This window comes from Arthrobacter silviterrae (assembly GCF_011045165.1).
Lineage (GTDB): Bacteria > Actinomycetota > Actinomycetes > Actinomycetales > Micrococcaceae > Specibacter > Specibacter silviterrae.
Genome location: NZ_JAAKZI010000013.1, coordinates 34,141 through 51,035, shown reverse-complemented (window position 1 = coordinate 51,035; position 16,895 = coordinate 34,141). Strand labels below are relative to the sequence as shown.

Sequence of the window (16,895 nt, the reverse complement as noted above, 5' to 3'; positions counted from 1 at the left end):
CGCTGTCCGGCCGCGGCCAACTACGCTGGTGTCATGGAGAATGACTTGGAGCTTGAGGGTTTGGCGGACGGCGACTGGGATGACGCGGTAGGGGGTGCGGACGGGGGTGTTGACGGCGGTGCGGACGGGCCCGACGACGGCGCGGCCGACGGGCCCGACGACGCCGCGGACGCGAACGGCGACGCGGACGCGGACGACGGGGCCGACGCCGCGACCACACTCCCCGGCGTCACCACGCTGCCCGGACTCGCGGAGGGCCAGGGCTACATTGTTTTGGCGGCCACGCCCATTGGCAACGCGGGGGACGCCTCCGCCCGGCTGGTTGCCTGGCTGGGATCGGCGGACATCGTGGCGGCGGAGGACACCCGCAGGCTGCACCGGCTGACCACTTCCCTGGGGGTCCAGGTGTCCGGGCGCGTCATCAGCTACCACGAACACAATGAGGCCGCGAAGACGCCGGAGCTGCTGGCCCAGGTCCAGGCGGGCAAGGTGCTGCTCATGGTGTCCGACGCCGGCATGCCCACGGTGTCCGATCCGGGCTTCCGGCTGGTGGAGGCCGCCGTCGCCGCCGGGGTGCGGGTCACCATGGCGCCCGGCCCGTCTGCCGTGTTGACGGCCCTGGCCCTGTCCGGCCTGCCCACTGACAGGTTCTGCTTTGAGGGGTTCCTGCCGCGGAAGTCGGGGGAGCGGGCGTCGCGGCTCCACGAACTGGCCGTGGAACCGCGCACCATGGTGTTCTTCGAGGCGCCGCACCGTTTGGAGCCCATGCTGCGCGCGCTGCACACCGCATTTGGCCCGTCGCGCCCTGCCGCCGTGTGCCGGGAGTTGACCAAGACGTATGAGGAAGTGATCCGCAAGCCCCTGTCCGGCCTGCTGGAATGGGCCGAGGCTGCGGACATTCGCGGGGAGATCGCCGTCGTGGTGGCCGGCGCCCCGGCAGCGGACCACGGCACGCCGGAAGACCACGTGGCCGCCGTCAATGAACTGATCGGCCAGGGCATGAGGCTGAAGGAGGCCGTGGCCGTCATTGCCCACGACGTCCACGTCAGCAAGCGCGAACTGTACAGCGCAGTCCTCGCCTCCCGGAATTAGGCAGCCGGCCACTTTGAAACCGGGCACGGTTATGCCGCCAATGGTGCGCCACTTGAAGAGTGGAGCACCATTGGGCCCCAACGGCGCTCCGGTGTTCGAGCGGACCCCGTTGTTCAAGTGCACAGCGAAACCAGCTTCCAGTAGTGCGCGCATGCGTAGACACTTTTGCCGGCGGAGAACTACCGTGAACGTAACGCACCACACACTGCCGCACGGTTCCGCGCTGTCCGCCCGGGCCCTGCCAATGACACACAAGGAGTCATCATGACCGTGACCGCTGCCGCCGAATTGACCGAACGGGAGAGCGCACTGCTGGCCGGCGTCCCCACCGGCCTGCTGATCAACGGCGAGTGGCGTGCCGCTGCCTCCGGAAAGACGTTCGACGTCGAAGACCCCTCAACGGGCAAGGTGCTGCTGACCCTGGCCGACGCCGGACCCGAGGACGGGGCAGCCGCCCTGGACGCCGCCGTCGCGGTTCAGGACGAATGGGCCGCCACCGCCCCCCGCGTCCGGGCCGAAATCCTGCGCCGCGCCTTTGAGATGGTCATTGCCCGCGCCGACGACTTCGCACTCCTGATGACCCTGGAAATGGGCAAGCCGCTGGCCGAATCCATGGGCGAGGTCAAGTACGGCGCCGAATTCCTGCGCTGGTTCTCCGAGGAAACCTCCCGCTCCTTTGGCCGCTACTCCTCCAACCCCGAGGGCACCCAGCAAATCCTGGTCCAGAAGAAGCCCGTGGGCCCGTGCCTGCTCATCACGCCCTGGAACTTCCCGCTCGCCATGGCCACCCGCAAGATCGCGCCCGCCATTGCCGCCGGCTGCACCATGGTCCTCAAGCCGGCCAACCTGACCCCGCTCACCTCCCAGCTGTTCGCCCAGGTAATGCTCGACGCCGGCCTGCCCGCCGGTGTCCTGAACGTCATCTCCACCACCACGGCCGGCGCGGTGACAGGCCCGCTCATCCAGGACACCCGCCTGCGCAAGCTCTCCTTCACCGGATCCACCCCCGTGGGCCGGCGCCTGCTGGCGGACGCCTCCACCAATGTGCTGCGGACGTCCATGGAACTGGGCGGCAACGCGCCATTCCTGGTGTTCGAGGACGCCGACCTGGACGCCGCCGTCGAAGGCGCCATGGCTGCCAAGCTGCGCAACATGGGCGAGGCCTGCACCGCTGCGAACCGCTTCCTGGTGCACGAATCAGTGGCGGAGGAATTTGCCGCGAAGTTCGCCGCGAAGATGGGCGCCATGACCACCGGCCGCGGCACCGCCCCCGAAACCAAGGTGGGCCCGCTGATCGACGCGAAGAGCCGCGACAAGGTCCACTCCCTGGTCACGGACGCGCTCGCCGACGGTGCCCGCGCCGTGGTGGGCGGGGCGCCCGTGGACGGCCCCGGCTACTTCTACCAGCCCACCGTGCTGCAGGGCGTGGAGCCCGGCGCGCGCATCCTGAGCGAGGAAATCTTCGGCCCGGTGGCCCCCATTGTCACGTTCAAGAATGAGGACGAGGCCGTGGCCCTGGCCAACGACACCGAATACGGCCTGGTCGCCTACGTCTTCACCAAGGACCACAACCGCGGCCTGCGCATGGCCAACCGCATTGAAACGGGCATGATGGGCCTGAACGCGGGCGTCATCTCCAACGCTGCGGCCCCGTTCGGCGGCGTCAAGCAGTCCGGCCTGGGACGCGAGGGCAGCCTGGAGGGCATCGAGGAATACCAGTACACCCAGTACATCGGCTTCCCGAGCCCCCACACCGCCTAGCCCCCCTTCCGTTGAGGTTGGAGATAACCACCGATCCTTGGCGTGGTTATCTCCAGCCTCAACGTGTTTTAAGGTGGTTATCTCCAACCTCGACGGGGGCGGGTCAGCGGGCGAAGAGCGACGGCGGCAGCACCACCGCGCGCAGCCTCGCCACCCAGCCCGCCCGGCTTGCGAGGGTGGCGCCGATCCGCTCCAGGGCATCGGCGAGGTCGTCGCGGCCGGCCGCGGGCCCGTCCGACGGCGGCCCGTACACGGACGCCTCGTAGGCGCCCAGTATCAATTTCACGTCGCGGGAATCGCCGGCGCCCAGCATGGCGGACACCTGGGCCGCCTGCACCGACGGCGTCCGGGAGGGGTCAAAGCGGGCGCCAAAGTCTGCAGCGCTGGCCTTTAGCTCACGCCATGCAAGCAGCTCCGGCGCATCCCGCGGGTCCGGGGCAGCAACTATCGCCAGAGAGCCTGCATGGGCACTGCGCGTGCCCGCGCCACCACCGCCGGGAGCTGCGCCCGCACTGTCGCTACCCCGGCCGCCCTGACCGCCACCACCACCGTCGCCGCCGTCGCCTTCCCGGCCCCTGCCCGAGCCGGCGCCGCGCACCAGAGCCAGGCGCCGGCGTCGTACCAGCAGGCGGGTCAGCGCGGGGGAGGCCAGCGCCAGCAGGGCCAGCAGCACGGCCGCAAACGCCGAACCCACCCGGGCCGGCGCCGGGGTGGCCGGCACGGGGGCGGCCGCGGCGGACGGGGAAGCTGTGGCCGAAGGGGTGGCCGTGGAATCGGCACCCGCGGTGGGCCGGGAATTGGCGCCGTTGAGGAGGTCGCTGGAGCCAAGGTTCGAGCCCTGCGAGGAAGGGGCCTGCGCGTAGGAGGGGACGTCACCGCGGGACGGCGTGGGCTCAAACGGCACCCAGCCCAGCCCCTCGAAGTACAGCTCGGGCCAGGCGTGCGCGTCCTTGCCCGTCACGTAGTAGCCCTGCATCTGCACACCGCCCACATCCAGGGTGTCGCCCGAGGACGCGCCCGGCGCGTACCCCACCACAATCCGGGACGGGATGCCCATCTCGCGCGCCAGCACGGCCATGGTGGCGGAAAAATGCACGCAGTAGCCGGCCTTGACCTCCAGGAATTTGGCCAGGACGTTCATGCCGGCGCCGTCGTACCCCTGCGTCACGGGCGTCTTCTCGCTGTAAGTAAACAGGGGCGAGCGCAGGTAGTCCTGGATGGCCATGGCGCGGTCGTACGGGGTGTTTTGGCCCTTGGCGAGCTGGTTCGCGGTGTCCTTGATGATGGACGGGACATTGCCCGGGAGCTTGAGGAAAATCGGGTCCAGGGACTTGCTGGGCGGCTGCGCGGCGGCTTCGAGCAGGGCCGGGGTCAGGTCCGGGATGTCGCTGCGGACCACGTACGTTTTCCCGTCCGAATCCGTATCCTGGGCGCTGAGGGTCTGCGTGGACGGGTTCCAGTTCCAGCGCCCGGTCAGATCGCTCACGGCCGCGGCAAAGGTGGGCGCGGGCAGCCACGGGCTGGACAGGTTCGACACATCAATCCACGTGTTGGTGGACGTGTGGGGAACCGCCGGATTGGGCCCCAGCGCGGGCGTGAGCTGGCCCAGGTCGGTGCGCAGGCCGTCCGGCACGGCGGTGGGCTTCCACTTGCGGCCGCTGAAATCCTCCAGCGTGCTCATGCGCAGGTAGACAGGACCGGTGGCGGAGGTGTTGTACGTCAGGTTCACCGCGCCCGACTGCGCCCGCAGGTCATTCCCGAGCGAAATCATCGGATCCAGCCCGGACACGTCCCCCGGCCCGCCCACCCGGGCGCCCTGCGGGAAGGAACCTTCCGTGAAGCCGGGAATCACCGCGGGAAGCAGCACCATGACAAGCACGACGGCGGCACCCAGGGCGGCTGCCCGGCGCAGGGCCCCGCTGGGCCCGCGGTTTGCGGCGGGGCGCAGCCTCCCGTCCGGCGCGTACCACCGGCAGCAGCCCAGGATGAGGAGATAGCCGGCGGCGGCCGCTGCCAGACCTGCCACGCCGATGCCGTCCAGCGTGGTCAAGGACGCCGGGAGCAGGATCAGCACCAGGCCCAGCCCGCTGGCTGCCGGCATGGAAAGCGTGACGGCGAGGGTGTCCACCAGTAGGGCCGCGAAGCCCAGGCCCGCGCAGATGACGAACGTGATGCCGTCGTCGGCCGGGACGGGGGTGCTGTTGACCAGGATGGTGGCCGCGGCGTCGGAGGAGAGCTGCACGGCGGCGTTGATGGTTTGCGGCGAAGGGATGAGGCCCACGTAGGCGGTGCCGGGGAAGAAGGCCAGCGTGAGGCCTATGAACCAGCCAGCCAGCGCCGCCACAGGGGCGAAGGCGGCCAGCCGGGGCCAGCGGCGGACAATCGCCGGCAGTAGCAGGGTCAGGGCCACCACCAATATGGCGCGCGGCACCCAGCTGCCGCCGAGGAGCACATTTTGCAGGCCGGCGGAGGAGGCCATGATGGCGGCAAAGACGGCCAAGGCCAGCACCCAGCGGGCGGGACCCGTCTCCGGGGTGCCCAGCCATTCGCGGAGTCCGTTGCGCCTGCCGCCTTGGTCTTGCTGCCCGGGCCCGGTGGGGCCGCCGGATTCGCCGGGCCCTGCGGGGCCGCCGGGGTGGCCGGGACCGCCGGGTTGGCCGGGCTTGCCGCGCCGGCCGCCGGGTGAGGGGCGCGGGCCCGTGACGGTGCCGGTCATGGTTGGCCTCCGTCCGTGGCGGCCGCGTGGGCGGTGTTGGGGTGGGCGGTGTTGGGGTGGGCGGTGTTGGGGCGGGCGGTGTTTGGGTGGGCCGCGTTGGCATGGGCGGGGTGGAGCTGTCCGTTGGTGGGGCTTGGAATCGGGATGGGCGCGTCCAGGTCTGACCAGGCGTCAAGGAGGGCGGTGCCCGGCGCCACGGCCACGGCCTGCCAGCCGGCGCGGTGGAGCACGGCCAGGGGTTCGGCGGCGTCGCGGGTGTCGGTGCAGACCATGAGTGCAAAGGCGCCCTCGGCCGCTTCGGTGGCGGCGGCCAGGACGGCGGCGTCGGCCATCGTCAGCAGTCCGGTGATGGCGACGAGGGGGCCGCGGCGCCGGGTCTGGACGAGCTTGTCAACGAGGAGTTCGGCCAGCGGGACCTGTGATTCGGTGCGGGATTCACTCCGGGATTCGGTGCGGACGTGATCACTCGCCACCTTGGCGGCCGTCCGTGCGCGCGGCCCCCGGGCGGTCAGTTCCACCGCGGCCAGCGACTGCGCCACGGCCAGCGAGCCCGACTGCCCGGCAAAGTCCTCCCGGTCCGGCTCATGCGCGGAGGCGGATGCAGCGAACCCGGGCCCGCCCTGGTCGTCGAGCACGCGCAGGGTGTAGCCGCGATCGAGCAGGTGCGCGGCAATCGACACGGCTGCCACCACCGCCCATTCAAAGGACGGCGAACTGAGCAGTGCGTCCGAGGCATGCATCGACTTGCTGGCGCCGCCGTACGCCCACAGCCGCTGGTCAAGCACCAGCGCGGACTCCGGCGTGGTGACCGATTCCTCGGCGCGGACCATGAGTTTGCCCTGGCGTGCCGTGGCCGGCCAGTGGACCCGGCGGAGGGGGTCGCCGTGGCGGTATTCGCGCGTCATGACGTCGTCGTCGCTGGGGTTTGCCTGCTGCCGGGTCATGCGTGAACCGTCCTGCCCGCGCCCGCCCGTCAGCGAAATCTCGGGCAGCACCACGGCCGCGGGCGCCACGGTGAGGGGGTCGCCGTCGTCGAGCCTTCGCTTGAGAAGCGCCACGTCGAAGGGGTCGCCGAACCTGGCCGTGAGCGGGCCGATGGTGAACACGCCGCGGCGGCTGGGGTGGAGGTAGTAGGAGTAGCTGCTGAGGAGGCTGCGCGGGGCCACGGGGTTGGGGTAGTCGAAGCGCGGGACGTCCACCAGGTGCGCCGGGAGATCCTCGGTGATGCGGGCGCGGGCGCCGCCGGGGGTGTGCCCGCGGACGTCGAGCGTCACTTGCGCGGTGGTCCCGGCCTCCACGAAGGCGGGGAAAAAGCGGCGGCTGACGGTGAATCCGGGGGCGAAGAAGCGCAGGCCGGCGCTCGCCAGCAGGGGCAGGGCGATCAGGAAGATGGCCACCACCAGGAGGTCGCGGCGGCCCATGACGGCGGCCAGCAGCAGGGCCAACAGGCCGGCGGCGATCAGCAGCCAGCCGCGCGGGCGGAAGATCCGGTCCGGAATCAGGGCCATGGGCAGGCTCCGTTCGGTTCCGTGGCCCGTGGTTCTGGGCGTGGCGCTGTGCGTGGTTCTGGGCGTGGCGCTTTCCGTGCTCCCGCCGCTCCGCCAGCCATGGCCCCTACCTCGCTCCGGGCTGGACTGGCGGCCGGGCGGGCTGCGGCGGCTGGGCCGGCCGGACGGGTGCTCCCTGGGTCGCAGTCCCCGTCGACTCGGGAGACCGCCCCAGCCACGCACCGGCCACCCCGGGCCTCGCACCCTGCGCAGCGGACCCCGAAGACCGTGAAGCCTGCGCCGGCACCGGAATCCGGGCCAGCGCATCGGCAATGACGTCCGCGGCGGTGGTGCCCGTGCCGGCGGCCCGGCGCTCCACAATCAGGCGGTGGGCCAGGACGGGTTCGGCCAAGTCGCGGATGTCGTCGGGGAGCACAAAGCCGCGCCCGGCCAGCGCCGCGGACGCCTTCGCCGCGCGCAGCAGCTGCAGCAGCGCCCGCGGGCTGGCCCCGAGGCGCAGCTGAGCACTGGCGCGGGTGGCCTGGCCCAGCGCCACGGTGTATTCCTTGACGGCGGCGGACACATGCGTGGCGGCAACGACGTCGAGCATGGCGGCGACCTCCGCGCTGGAAGCCGCGGCCTGAACGGCGTCGAGCGGGTTCACGGACTGGTGGGTTTCCAGCATCGCCAGCTCCGCCACGGTGTCCGGGTAGCCCATGGAAATCCGGGCCATGAAGCGGTCGCGCTGCGCCTCGGGGAGCGGGTAGGTGCCCTCCATCTCGATGGGGTTCTGGGTGGCGATCACCATGAACGGCTCCTGCAGCCTGTACGACATCCCATCGACCGTCACCTGGTGCTCCTCCATGGACTCCAGCAGCGCGGACTGGGTCTTGGCGGAGGCGCGGTTGATCTCGTCGCCGATGACCAGGTTGGCGAAAATGGCGCCCGGGCGGAACTCGAAACTCTGCTCCGACTGGTTGTAGATGGACACGCCCGTGATGTCGCTGGGGAGCAGGTCCGGGGTGAACTGGATGCGGCTGACGGAGCAGTCAAGGGTGCGGGCCAGCGCCTTCGCCAGCAGGGTCTTGCCCACGCCCGGCACGTCCTCGAGCAGCAGGTGCCCGCGGGCCAGGAGCACGGTCAGCGCCAGCTCCACGGCCTCGCCCTTGCCGTCAATCACCGTGTTCATGGCGGCCATGATGTCCCGGCTCAGCTCCGCAAACCGTTCGGAGCCCATGGGTGCGGGTTTTTGGCCGTTTTGGCTCGCCGAAGCGGTGCTTTCCAGCTGGGACGGGCGGGATATTCCTGCCGCCGTCAGAGTTTCGCGCGGGTGCATGCCCAACCTTTCGGGTCTTGTGGACTGCCACGTTTATACGGTTGTGATCCACGCTACTATCGTTGGGCCCGTTCGGCTGAGCTCGACCGGCTCCGGATGGGTATATTTGACAAATATGTGCACCCCCGAGATTCCCCGCCCCTACCGCCGCGACGTTTTCAAGGACGACGGCGGCGCTTCCACAGGTGCCGAGGGTGCGGCTAGTGCGGCTAGTGCGGGTGCCGTCGGTATCCACGGTGCCCCGGGCGACGGCGCGGCCGGTTCCCGGGGTGCGGGCGCGGTCGGTGCCCCGGGTGCCCTGCGTGACGGTCCGGTCGGTGCCGCGGGGGCCCCTAGCGACGCCGCGGTCGGTGCCCCGGGTGCCGGCGGTGGGTCCCGGCGCGACTCCCGGCCGTCCTTTGCGCCCGCGCCCACCCCGCTGCCCGTGCCGGTGCACGACAACCACACCCATTTCGACTTCGGTGATTCGCTCGTGGCCCTGAAGGATGCGCTCGACGCCGCGGAGGCCGTGGGCATTGCCGGGGCCGTCCAGGTTGGCTGCGACTTGGAATCGTCCCGCTTTACGGTGGAGGCGGTGGACCTGGATCCGCGCGTGCTGGGAGCCGTGGCGATCCACCCGAACGACGCGCCAGAACTGGCCGGGGTGCCCTCGTCCGCAGGCGGCTCAGCCCTGGAGGCGGCGCTGGAGGAAATTGACGCGATGGCGGCCCACCCCCGCATCCGGGCCATCGGCGAAACGGGGCTGGACTATTTCCGGACCGGGCCGGACGGCATTGCGGACCAGAAGTATTCCTTCCGGCGCCACATCGACATTGCCAAGCGGCGCTCGCTGGCACTGCAGATCCACGACCGTGACGCCCACAGCGATGTGGTGACGGTACTGCGGGAGGAGGGGGCGCCGTCGTGCGTGGTTTTTCATTGCTTCTCCGGCGACGCGGAACTGGCGAAAATCTGCAACGAGAATGGTTGGTACATGTCCTTTTCGGGGACGTTGACGTTCAAGAATGCGCAGAACTTGCGCGACGCGCTGGCGGTGGCCGATCCGGCGCTGTTGCTGGTGGAAACCGATGCGCCGTTTTTGACCCCGCATCCGCACCGGGGGCGCCCCAATGCCAGCTATATGCTGCCGTACACGGTGCAATCCATGGCACAATTGCTGGGCCGCGACCTGGCTGATTTGGGGATGCTGCTGCGGAGCAACACGGAGGCGGTCTACGGCTCCTGGGACTCCTAACCCCCCGACCCCCCGACGCTCCATCACTTTTTGCGGTCTTTTCCCCGACGCTCGGTCACTTTCTGCGGTCTTTTCCCCGACGCTCGGTTCCAATCGGGGCACCTCCTGCGCATGGTCCCGCAGTTGGTGAGGGAGGGTTGGCAAAAACACCCCGAAAGGTGATGGAGCGTCAAACGGTGCTGGCCATTGCGAGGCACCGCCCCCGGCACTGGCCATGCTGGACTTCCCGCTGGGGCGAAACCCAGGCTGAGTTTCGCCCCGGGTGCACTGGGGGCAGAACTCGACATGGGTTCGGCCCCACAGGAAAGTTCGCGAACCGTTTGGCGGAGCCGCCTCGAAACCACCCCGGACCACGATGCCGGAATCCATCAATTCCAACGGCGCGGGACGGCCAAAAAATGCGGCGGAAACGGCCAGCCGCCGTCGTGCCTGGAACGGCAGGCGTAAGGCCCTTTGCGGAACTTTAACCTTGAATTTTGAAAAAATTTTGAGAGACCCCTGCGTGTTGGCCGCTTCGGCACCGTTGTCGTCGGAAAGAAGCGCCCGCATCAGGCCGCCGAAAGGATGCCCAGAAAGCCAGAATCCCCGCCAGGCAAACAGTGGCACGGTGCAATCCATGGCACAAAAACAGCACACCAAACTAACCGCCCAAAAGAAGCTACTGAGGGGTAATGTCGCACCGGTCGGCAGCGCCCGGAACGCCCAATGAGGGACTTTAACCGTTACCTTTCCTTGTCTTATTGATAACGATTGGGTTACGCTGGGGGACTATTAGCCGTGGTCGGGGAAGACCAACGGATGAAATGCTGCTTGGCCCACCGTTCATTTTGGGCCTGTGGCAACCGTTCTTGAGGTTGAAAATTGCAGGGCACCAAGCTGGGGCCGCGCTGTGCAATTTTCCCGTACTTCCCCGTGCCCGGGTGCTCTAGTAGTTACGGGATCCAGTGAGTTTTCTCTATTCCGCCAATGGCAAACTGAACGTTTTTAAGCTTGCCGGGCAGGCCGCGGTGCTGATCGCACTCGTAGCCGGGCTCCTCGCCTTTGCCGGCGCCAACAAGTCCGTTTCACTCACGGTGGACGGCCAGGCCAGTTCAGTTTCAACCTTCGGCGGCACCGTGGCCAGCGTCCTGAAAAAGGCCGATGTCACGGTGGGCCAGGCCGATCAGGTCACGCCCGCACTCACAACCCAGGTATCGGACGGCACGGCCATTACGGTCAACACGGCCAAGCACGTAACTGTCACCCTCGACGGCGCCCAGCACACCGTCTCCACCACCTCCAGCCGGGTTTCCGGGCTGATCAGCCAGCTGGGCATCGCCTCCAACGCCCGCATCTCCGCCCCGCTCGACTCCCTCGTGGCCAGCTCCAGCGACATCAGCATCATCACCCCCAAGCAGGTCACGGTGGTTGCCGACGGCAAAAAGACGGTAAAGACGACGACGGCGGAAACCGTCTCCAGCGTCCTCGCCGATGCCGGCGTCAAGGTGGCCAAAACGGACCTGGTGTCCGTGCCCGAAGCCGCCAAGGTGGTGGAGCACATGGTCATCAAGGTCTCCCGCGTGAACTCCTCGGCCGCGACGGAAACCGCCCCGATTGCCTTCGACACCGTCCAGACCGTTGATCCGGCCATGTTCAAGGACCAGAAGAAAACCGTCCGCGCAGGCGTGGCCGGAACCCTGGAGAAGACGTTCAAGACAATCAGTATTGACGGCCACGTGGTGGACCGCGTTGAAACCGGCTCCTCCGTGGTCACGGCCGCCGTTGCCGCACAGGTCACGGTGGGCGGCAAGGACCGCCCCGCCACACCTGCTGCGACACCCGCTGCCGGCGCCAACACGGGTGCTGCCGCCCCGGCCATGTCCAACACGGCCATGTGGGACGCCATCGCACAGTGCGAATCGGGCGGAAACTGGGCCATCAACACCGGCAACGGCTACTACGGCGGCCTCCAGTTCGACATCGGCACCTGGATCAGCAACGGCGGCGGCGCGTACGCCCCCAACGCCAGCCTCGCCACTAAGGCGCAGCAGATCGCGATTGCCAACAAGGTCTACGCCCAGCGCGGCCTCGGCCCGTGGGGCTGCGCCGGCGCTGCAGGCTAGCCCCAACTGTGAGTCAGTAGTTGCAGAAAATGACCCCGTGAAAGCGGTTTCCACTGCAACTACTGACTCACAGTTGTTAAGGGGGGCCGCGAGGGGTGCGATCAATAACGGATACCATTGAGCGGTGACCTTGCCCCAGCCCAGCCCCGCAACCCAGCCGCTCCTCGGCGCCACCGAAATCCGCCGGCTTGCGGAGGAAATAGGCGTGCGCCCCACCAAAACGCTGGGCCAGAACTTTGTCATTGACGGCAACACGATCCGCCGCATCGTGGCCGCCGCGAAGGTTGACCCGGCCGAGACCGTCCTGGAGGTGGGGCCCGGGCTGGGCTCCCTGACACTGGGACTGCTCGACGCCGCGGCGCGCGTGGTCGCCGTCGAAATTGACCCCGTCCTGGCCGCCAAGCTGCCTTCCACGGTGCAGGCCTTCCGCCCTGACCAGGCAGCCAACCTGGACGTGGTGCTTTCCGACGCCATGCGCGTCACCGAGCTGCCGGCCGTTCCCACAGCACTCGTGGCCAACCTGCCCTACAACGTGGCCGTGCCCGTGGTGCTGCACCTGCTGGAACACTTCCCCTCCCTCAACCACGGGCTGGTCATGGTCCAGGACGAGGTGGCGGACCGCATGGTGGCGGGCCCCGGCTCCAAAACGTACGGCGTGCCCTCGGTCAAGGGCGCCTGGTATTCGCAGATGCGCAAGGCGGGGGTGATCGGCATGAACGTGTTCTGGCCGGCCCCGAAAATCTCCTCCGGCCTGGTGGAATTCACCCGCCGCGAGCCACCTGTGACGCGCGCCAGCCGGCAGGAAGTGTTTGCCGTGATCGATGCCGCCTTCGCCCAGCGACGCAAGACCCTCCGCGCGGCCTTGGCGGGCTGGGCCGGCGGCGCGGCAGAGGCGGAGAAGTACCTGCGCATAGCCGGCGTGGACCCCAGCGCCCGCGGCGAAGTCATCGACGTGCACGCCTTCGCCCGCATCGCCGAAGCCAAAATCCCGCTGGTGGCGTAGCAGCAGTGAACCCCAAGAACACCCGCTCCGCCGGCCCGCCCGGCCGCATGCCGCCCGGCCCGCCCGGCATCATCCAGGGCCCCGACAGCCCGGACTACGACTGGGCCGGCCGCCCCCGCCACGTCCGCGTCCGCGCGCCCGGCAAGATCAACGCCTCCTTCCGCGTGGGCCCGCTGCGCGAGGACGGCTACCATTCGGTGGCCAGCACCTACCTGGCCGTCTCGTTGTATGAAGAGGTACAGGCGACGGCGAAACCCGGCACCCCGGCGCAGGACGTCACCGTCAGCGTCAGCCCCAACAGCTCGCTGGCCCCGGAACTGCTGGCCGGCATCCCGCTTGACGGGAGCAACCTGGCCGTCCGGGCAGCGCAGCTCGTGGCGGACATCAGCGAAAACCCCTGCGGCGTGCACCTGGAAATCACCAAGCACGTCCCCATCGCCGGCGGCATGGGCGGCGGCTCGGCGGACGCTGCGGCAACGCTGGTTGCCTGCGACGCGCTCTGGCATGCCGGCCTCTCCCGGGAGGAACTCTCCCACCTCGGCAGCGAGCTCGGCGCGGACGTGCCGTTCGCGCTGTTGGGGGGCGCCGCCGTCGGACTTGGGGTGGGGGACAAGCTCACCGCGGCCCTGGCGCCGGAGCCGATGCACTGGGTGCTGGTGCAGTCGCCCCTGGGACTGTCGACGCCGGTGGTCTACGGCGCGCTGGACACCCTCCGGAAGGGGGCCGAGCCCGCCGCGCCGGAGCAGGTGGACCCGCGCATCCTGGCCGCGCTCCGGGCCGGGGATGCGGCCAGGCTGGCCCCGTTTTTGGTCAACGACCTCCAGTCCGCGGCGCTGCACCTGGCCCCCGCCCTGCACCACACGCTGCAGGCCGGCCGGGACCGCGGCGCGCTGGCGGTGCTGGTTTCCGGCTCCGGGCCCACCGTGGCCATGCTGGCGCTCGACGCCGAACACGCCGCGGAGCTCGCTGCCGGGCTGGCCGACGCCGGGCACCACGCGCTGGCCGTGCAGGGCCCCGTGCATGGGGCCCAACGAATTTTTGACGCATGAATTCCTCAATGAAAGTGGTTTGACGTGGCACATCTCCTTGGCGGGGAAAATCTCAGCATTGCCTTTGCCACCCGAACGGTCCTTGACGGCGTGACGGTGGGGCTGGAGGACGGCGACAGGATCGGGATTGTGGGCCGCAACGGTGACGGCAAGTCCACCCTGATGCGGCTGCTGGCCGGGCGCCAAACCGCCGATTCCGGCCGGGTCACCGTGCGCGGCGGGGTGCGGGTGGGGTACCTGGACCAGTCGGACGTGCTCGACGGCGACAGCACTGTCGGATTCGCGATTGTGGGCGAGTCAGCGGACCACGTGTGGGCTTCCAACCCGAAAATCCGCGAGATCATGGGCGCCCTGGTGGGGGAGGTGGACTGGGACGCCAACATCCACTCGCTCTCCGGCGGGCAGAAGCGCCGCGTGGCCCTGGCCAAGCTGCTCATCGGCGACGACGACGTCATCATGCTCGACGAGCCCACCAACCACCTGGACGTGGAGGGTGTGGCGTGGCTGGCCAAGCACCTCCAACAGCGGTGGCGGGCCAACGAGGGCGCCTTTGTGGTGGTCACGCACGACCGCTGGTTCCTCGACGAGGTCTGCACGCGCACCTGGGAAGTGCATGACGCCGTCATTGATCCGTTCGACGGCGGCTATGCGGCGTATGTGCTTGCCCGGGCCGAGCGTGACCGCATGAACTCCGTCATGGAATCCAAGCGTGTGCAGCTGGTCAAGAAGGAGCTCGCATGGCTGCGCCGCGGCGCCCCGGCCCGCACGGCCAAGCCGAAATTCCGCATCGAGGCCGCGAATGACCTCATTGCCGACGTCCCGGAACCGCGCGACACCGTGGCGCTGTCCCGCATGGCCACGGCGCGCCAGGGCAAGGACGTGCTGGACCTGGAAAACGTGTCCCTGTCCTACGGCGAGAACGAAATTTTCAAGAACATCACGCTGCGCCTGGCCCCCGGCGAGAGGCTGGGCCTGGTGGGCGTCAATGGTGCGGGAAAGACCACCTTGCTGCGGCTGCTCAACGGTGAGGTCCCGCCGTCGTCCGGGCGGCTCAAGCGGGGCAAGACCGTGCAGACCGCCGTGCTGACGCAGGAAGTGAACGAGCTGGACGACGTCATGAACCTGCGCGTGCTGGAGGTCATCGAGCGGGAAAAGCGCTCCTTTGACGTGGGCGGGAAGGACATGACGGCGGGGCAGCTGGTGGAGCAGCTGGGGTTCACGAAGGACAAGCAGTGGACGCCCGTGCGCGACCTGTCCGGCGGCGAGCGGCGGCGGCTGCAGCTGCTGCGCCTGCTGGTGGGCGAGCCGAATGTGCTGATGCTCGATGAGCCCACGAATGACCTGGACACGGACACCCTGGCGGCTGTGGAGGACGTGCTGGACGGCTGGCCGGGGACGCTGGTGGTGGTTTCGCACGACCGGTACCTGCTTGAACGCGTCACCGACCACCAGATGGCGCTGCTGGGCGACGGCAAGCTGCGCGGGCTGCCCGGGGGAGTGGACCAGTACCTGGAACTGCGCGGGGAGGCGCTGGCCGCATCTAGCGCGAAAAGTGCACCCGCCGCTGTTGCCGCCGGGCCGTCGGAGTCGGAAAAGCGCGATGCCCGCAAGAACCTGAACCGCGTGGAGCGCCAGCTGTCCAAGCTTGCGGCGTCGGAGGCGAAGGTGCACACGCAGATGGCCGCGAAGGTGGGCGACTATGAGGCATTGGGCGAATTGAACGCGAAATTGGCTGAGCTGGCCGCCGAAAAGGAAGGGCTGGAGCTGGAATGGCTTGAGGCCTCCGAGGTGCTCGAGTAGTTTCCTGTGGGGCGAAACTCGGGGCCAGTTGCGCCCCGGGTGCACCGGGGGCGCAACTGGTCCCGAGTTTTGCCCCAGCGGAAAGTGGGAAGTTATCCACAGCCTGGCAAATTGGTGCCCCACGGACCGTCCCGGGCGGCAAGACTGGGGTCATGGCGAATGTAAGCGCGGCCCCGACCGTAGAACGTGTCATCTCCCTGTACGGCACGGTGGCCAGGCGAAAGGACTTGACGGCCGTCGGAATCACGTCCTGGCAGATTTCGCGCGCACTGTCGGACGGGCGGATCCAGCTGGTGGCCCCGGGCTACTATGGCTTGCCGCGCGCCAACGCGATCGACGTGATGCTGGCCAAGCTCAAAGGTGGGCGGTCCTGCCTCAGTGAGGCCAAGCGGCGTGGCTTGTGGGTCATTGAAGAGCCGGAGCGCGTCCACGTTGCCGTCCACCACGGGCACCCGGTCCCGGGGTGCGTGGTCCACAGGATTCGCGGCCGGCAGTCGCTCATGGACGTCCTGCATCAATGCGTCAAGTGCGGCAGCGAGCTGGAGGCGCTGTGCGTGCTGGAATCCGCGATCGTGCTCAAGAGGTGCACGTTTGCCCAGCTCCGGCGCTCATTCGCCGGGCGCCAGGATGCTGCAGGCCGCGCAATCATCAGCCTGATCGATCCACAGTCCCAGTCGATCGTCGAGACCATTGCGCGCTACCTCATCCGCCAGGCAGGCTTCAACGTCCAGTCGCAGTTTTTCGTCAAGGGCGTTGGGCACCTGGACTTGCTGGTGGATGGCGTCTTGGCGGTTGAAACGGATGGTGAAACGTACCACAACACGGGCGACGGCTGGACAGAAGACCTGCGCCGGGACAATCTGCTGGTCCTCAACGGGCTCTGGTGCCTGCGCATTCCGGCCCGCATGGTGCTTGATAATCCGGAGACCATGCTGAAATGGGTGCAGCAGGCGTTGACAATCATTGACGCGAAGCCGCGTTGACCCGCTAATTCGCACCCCGCTCCCGCACTGCACTTTCCGCTGGGGCAAAACTCGAGCCCAGTTGTGCCCCGGGTGCACCGGGGGCACAACTCGCGGCGAGTTCGTCCCCACAGGAAAGTCGGGTCCACCTGCCGGCGGCAACACCGGTGGGGCCCCAAAGTGGCTGCCAAGTCGCGAAACCTGCATCGGGCGTGGCACACTATATTCTCGTGGGCATCGCGCGAACAGCAGCGGAACCACATTCCGCCCTGGTGTAACGGCAGCACCCCAGCCTTTGGAGCTGTGGAGTATAGGTTCGAATCCTATGGGCGGAACCCACGCAAAAACGAAAG

Annotated in this window: 11 protein-coding genes and 1 tRNA gene; 9 read left to right on the top strand and 3 right to left on the bottom strand. The window is 68.6% G+C overall.

Annotated features, from left to right (window positions below; genetic code table 11):
* The first annotated feature begins 33 nt into the window (after positions 1-33).
* Complete coding sequence (gene rsmI / locus G6N77_RS09200) at positions 34-1,092, top strand: 16S rRNA (cytidine(1402)-2'-O)-methyltransferase (protein WP_165181771.1); 1,059 nt, start codon at positions 34-36, stop codon at positions 1,090-1,092.
* A gap of 264 nt (positions 1,093-1,356) precedes the next feature.
* Positions 1,357-2,853 (top strand): NAD-dependent succinate-semialdehyde dehydrogenase, encoded by a 1,497-nt coding sequence (locus tag G6N77_RS09195; protein ID WP_165181769.1) that lies wholly within the window; start codon positions 1,357-1,359, stop codon positions 2,851-2,853.
* 103 nt (positions 2,854-2,956) lie between these two features.
* On the opposite strand, the gene G6N77_RS09190 is transcribed toward G6N77_RS09195, so the two are convergent.
* The 3 genes from G6N77_RS09190 to G6N77_RS09180 form a co-directional block, all read right to left on the bottom strand.
* Positions 2,957-5,569: a transglutaminase TgpA family protein gene (locus G6N77_RS09190; protein ID WP_165181767.1), complete on the bottom strand. Its 2,613-nt coding sequence runs from the start codon at positions 5,567-5,569 to the stop codon at positions 2,957-2,959.
* Entirely contained in the window at positions 5,566-7,077 is a 1,512-nt protein-coding gene (locus G6N77_RS20115) for a DUF58 domain-containing protein (RefSeq protein WP_165181765.1), read from the bottom strand. Before G6N77_RS20115 ends, G6N77_RS09190 begins: the two co-directional genes overlap by 4 nt.
* 106 nt (positions 7,078-7,183) lie before the next feature.
* On the bottom strand, positions 7,184-8,392 hold the full coding sequence (locus G6N77_RS09180) for an AAA family ATPase (protein WP_165181763.1): 1,209 nt from the start codon (positions 8,390-8,392) through the stop codon (positions 7,184-7,186).
* Positions 8,393-8,507: 115 nt separating this feature from the next.
* Between G6N77_RS09180 and G6N77_RS09175 the strand changes: the two genes are divergently transcribed.
* The 7 genes from G6N77_RS09175 to G6N77_RS09145 all read left to right on the top strand — a co-directional run bounded on the left by G6N77_RS09175 (position 8,508) and on the right by G6N77_RS09145 (position 16,877).
* Positions 8,508-9,626 (top strand): TatD family hydrolase, encoded by a 1,119-nt coding sequence (locus G6N77_RS09175; protein WP_205678150.1) that lies wholly within the window; start codon positions 8,508-8,510, stop codon positions 9,624-9,626.
* 944 nt (positions 9,627-10,570) lie between these two features.
* Positions 10,571-11,728, top strand: a complete 1,158-nt coding sequence (locus G6N77_RS09170; protein ID WP_165181761.1) for a resuscitation-promoting factor — start codon at positions 10,571-10,573, stop codon at positions 11,726-11,728.
* A gap of 130 nt (positions 11,729-11,858) precedes the next feature.
* On the top strand, positions 11,859-12,731 hold the full coding sequence (gene rsmA, locus G6N77_RS09165) for a 16S rRNA (adenine(1518)-N(6)/adenine(1519)-N(6))-dimethyltransferase RsmA (RefSeq protein WP_165181851.1): 873 nt from the start codon (positions 11,859-11,861) through the stop codon (positions 12,729-12,731).
* Positions 12,732-12,736: 5 nt separating this feature from the next.
* The gene (locus G6N77_RS09160; protein WP_306987385.1) at positions 12,737-13,780 is read left to right on the top strand and encodes a 4-(cytidine 5'-diphospho)-2-C-methyl-D-erythritol kinase; all 1,044 of its coding nucleotides are present in this window, start codon (positions 12,737-12,739) and stop codon (positions 13,778-13,780) included.
* A gap of 24 nt (positions 13,781-13,804) precedes the next feature.
* The gene (locus G6N77_RS09155) at positions 13,805-15,580 is read left to right on the top strand and encodes an ABC-F family ATP-binding cassette domain-containing protein (RefSeq protein ID WP_165181759.1); all 1,776 of its coding nucleotides are present in this window, start codon (positions 13,805-13,807) and stop codon (positions 15,578-15,580) included.
* Positions 15,581-15,732: 152 nt separating this feature from the next.
* Positions 15,733-16,563 carry an endonuclease domain-containing protein gene (locus G6N77_RS09150; protein ID WP_165181757.1) on the top strand — a complete coding sequence of 277 codons (831 nt, stop codon included), beginning with the start codon at positions 15,733-15,735 and terminating at the stop codon, positions 16,561-16,563.
* A 242-nt stretch (positions 16,564-16,805) separates the two neighbouring features.
* A tRNA-Gln gene (locus G6N77_RS09145) sits at positions 16,806-16,877 on the top strand.
* The last annotated feature ends 18 nt before the right edge of the window (positions 16,878-16,895 follow it).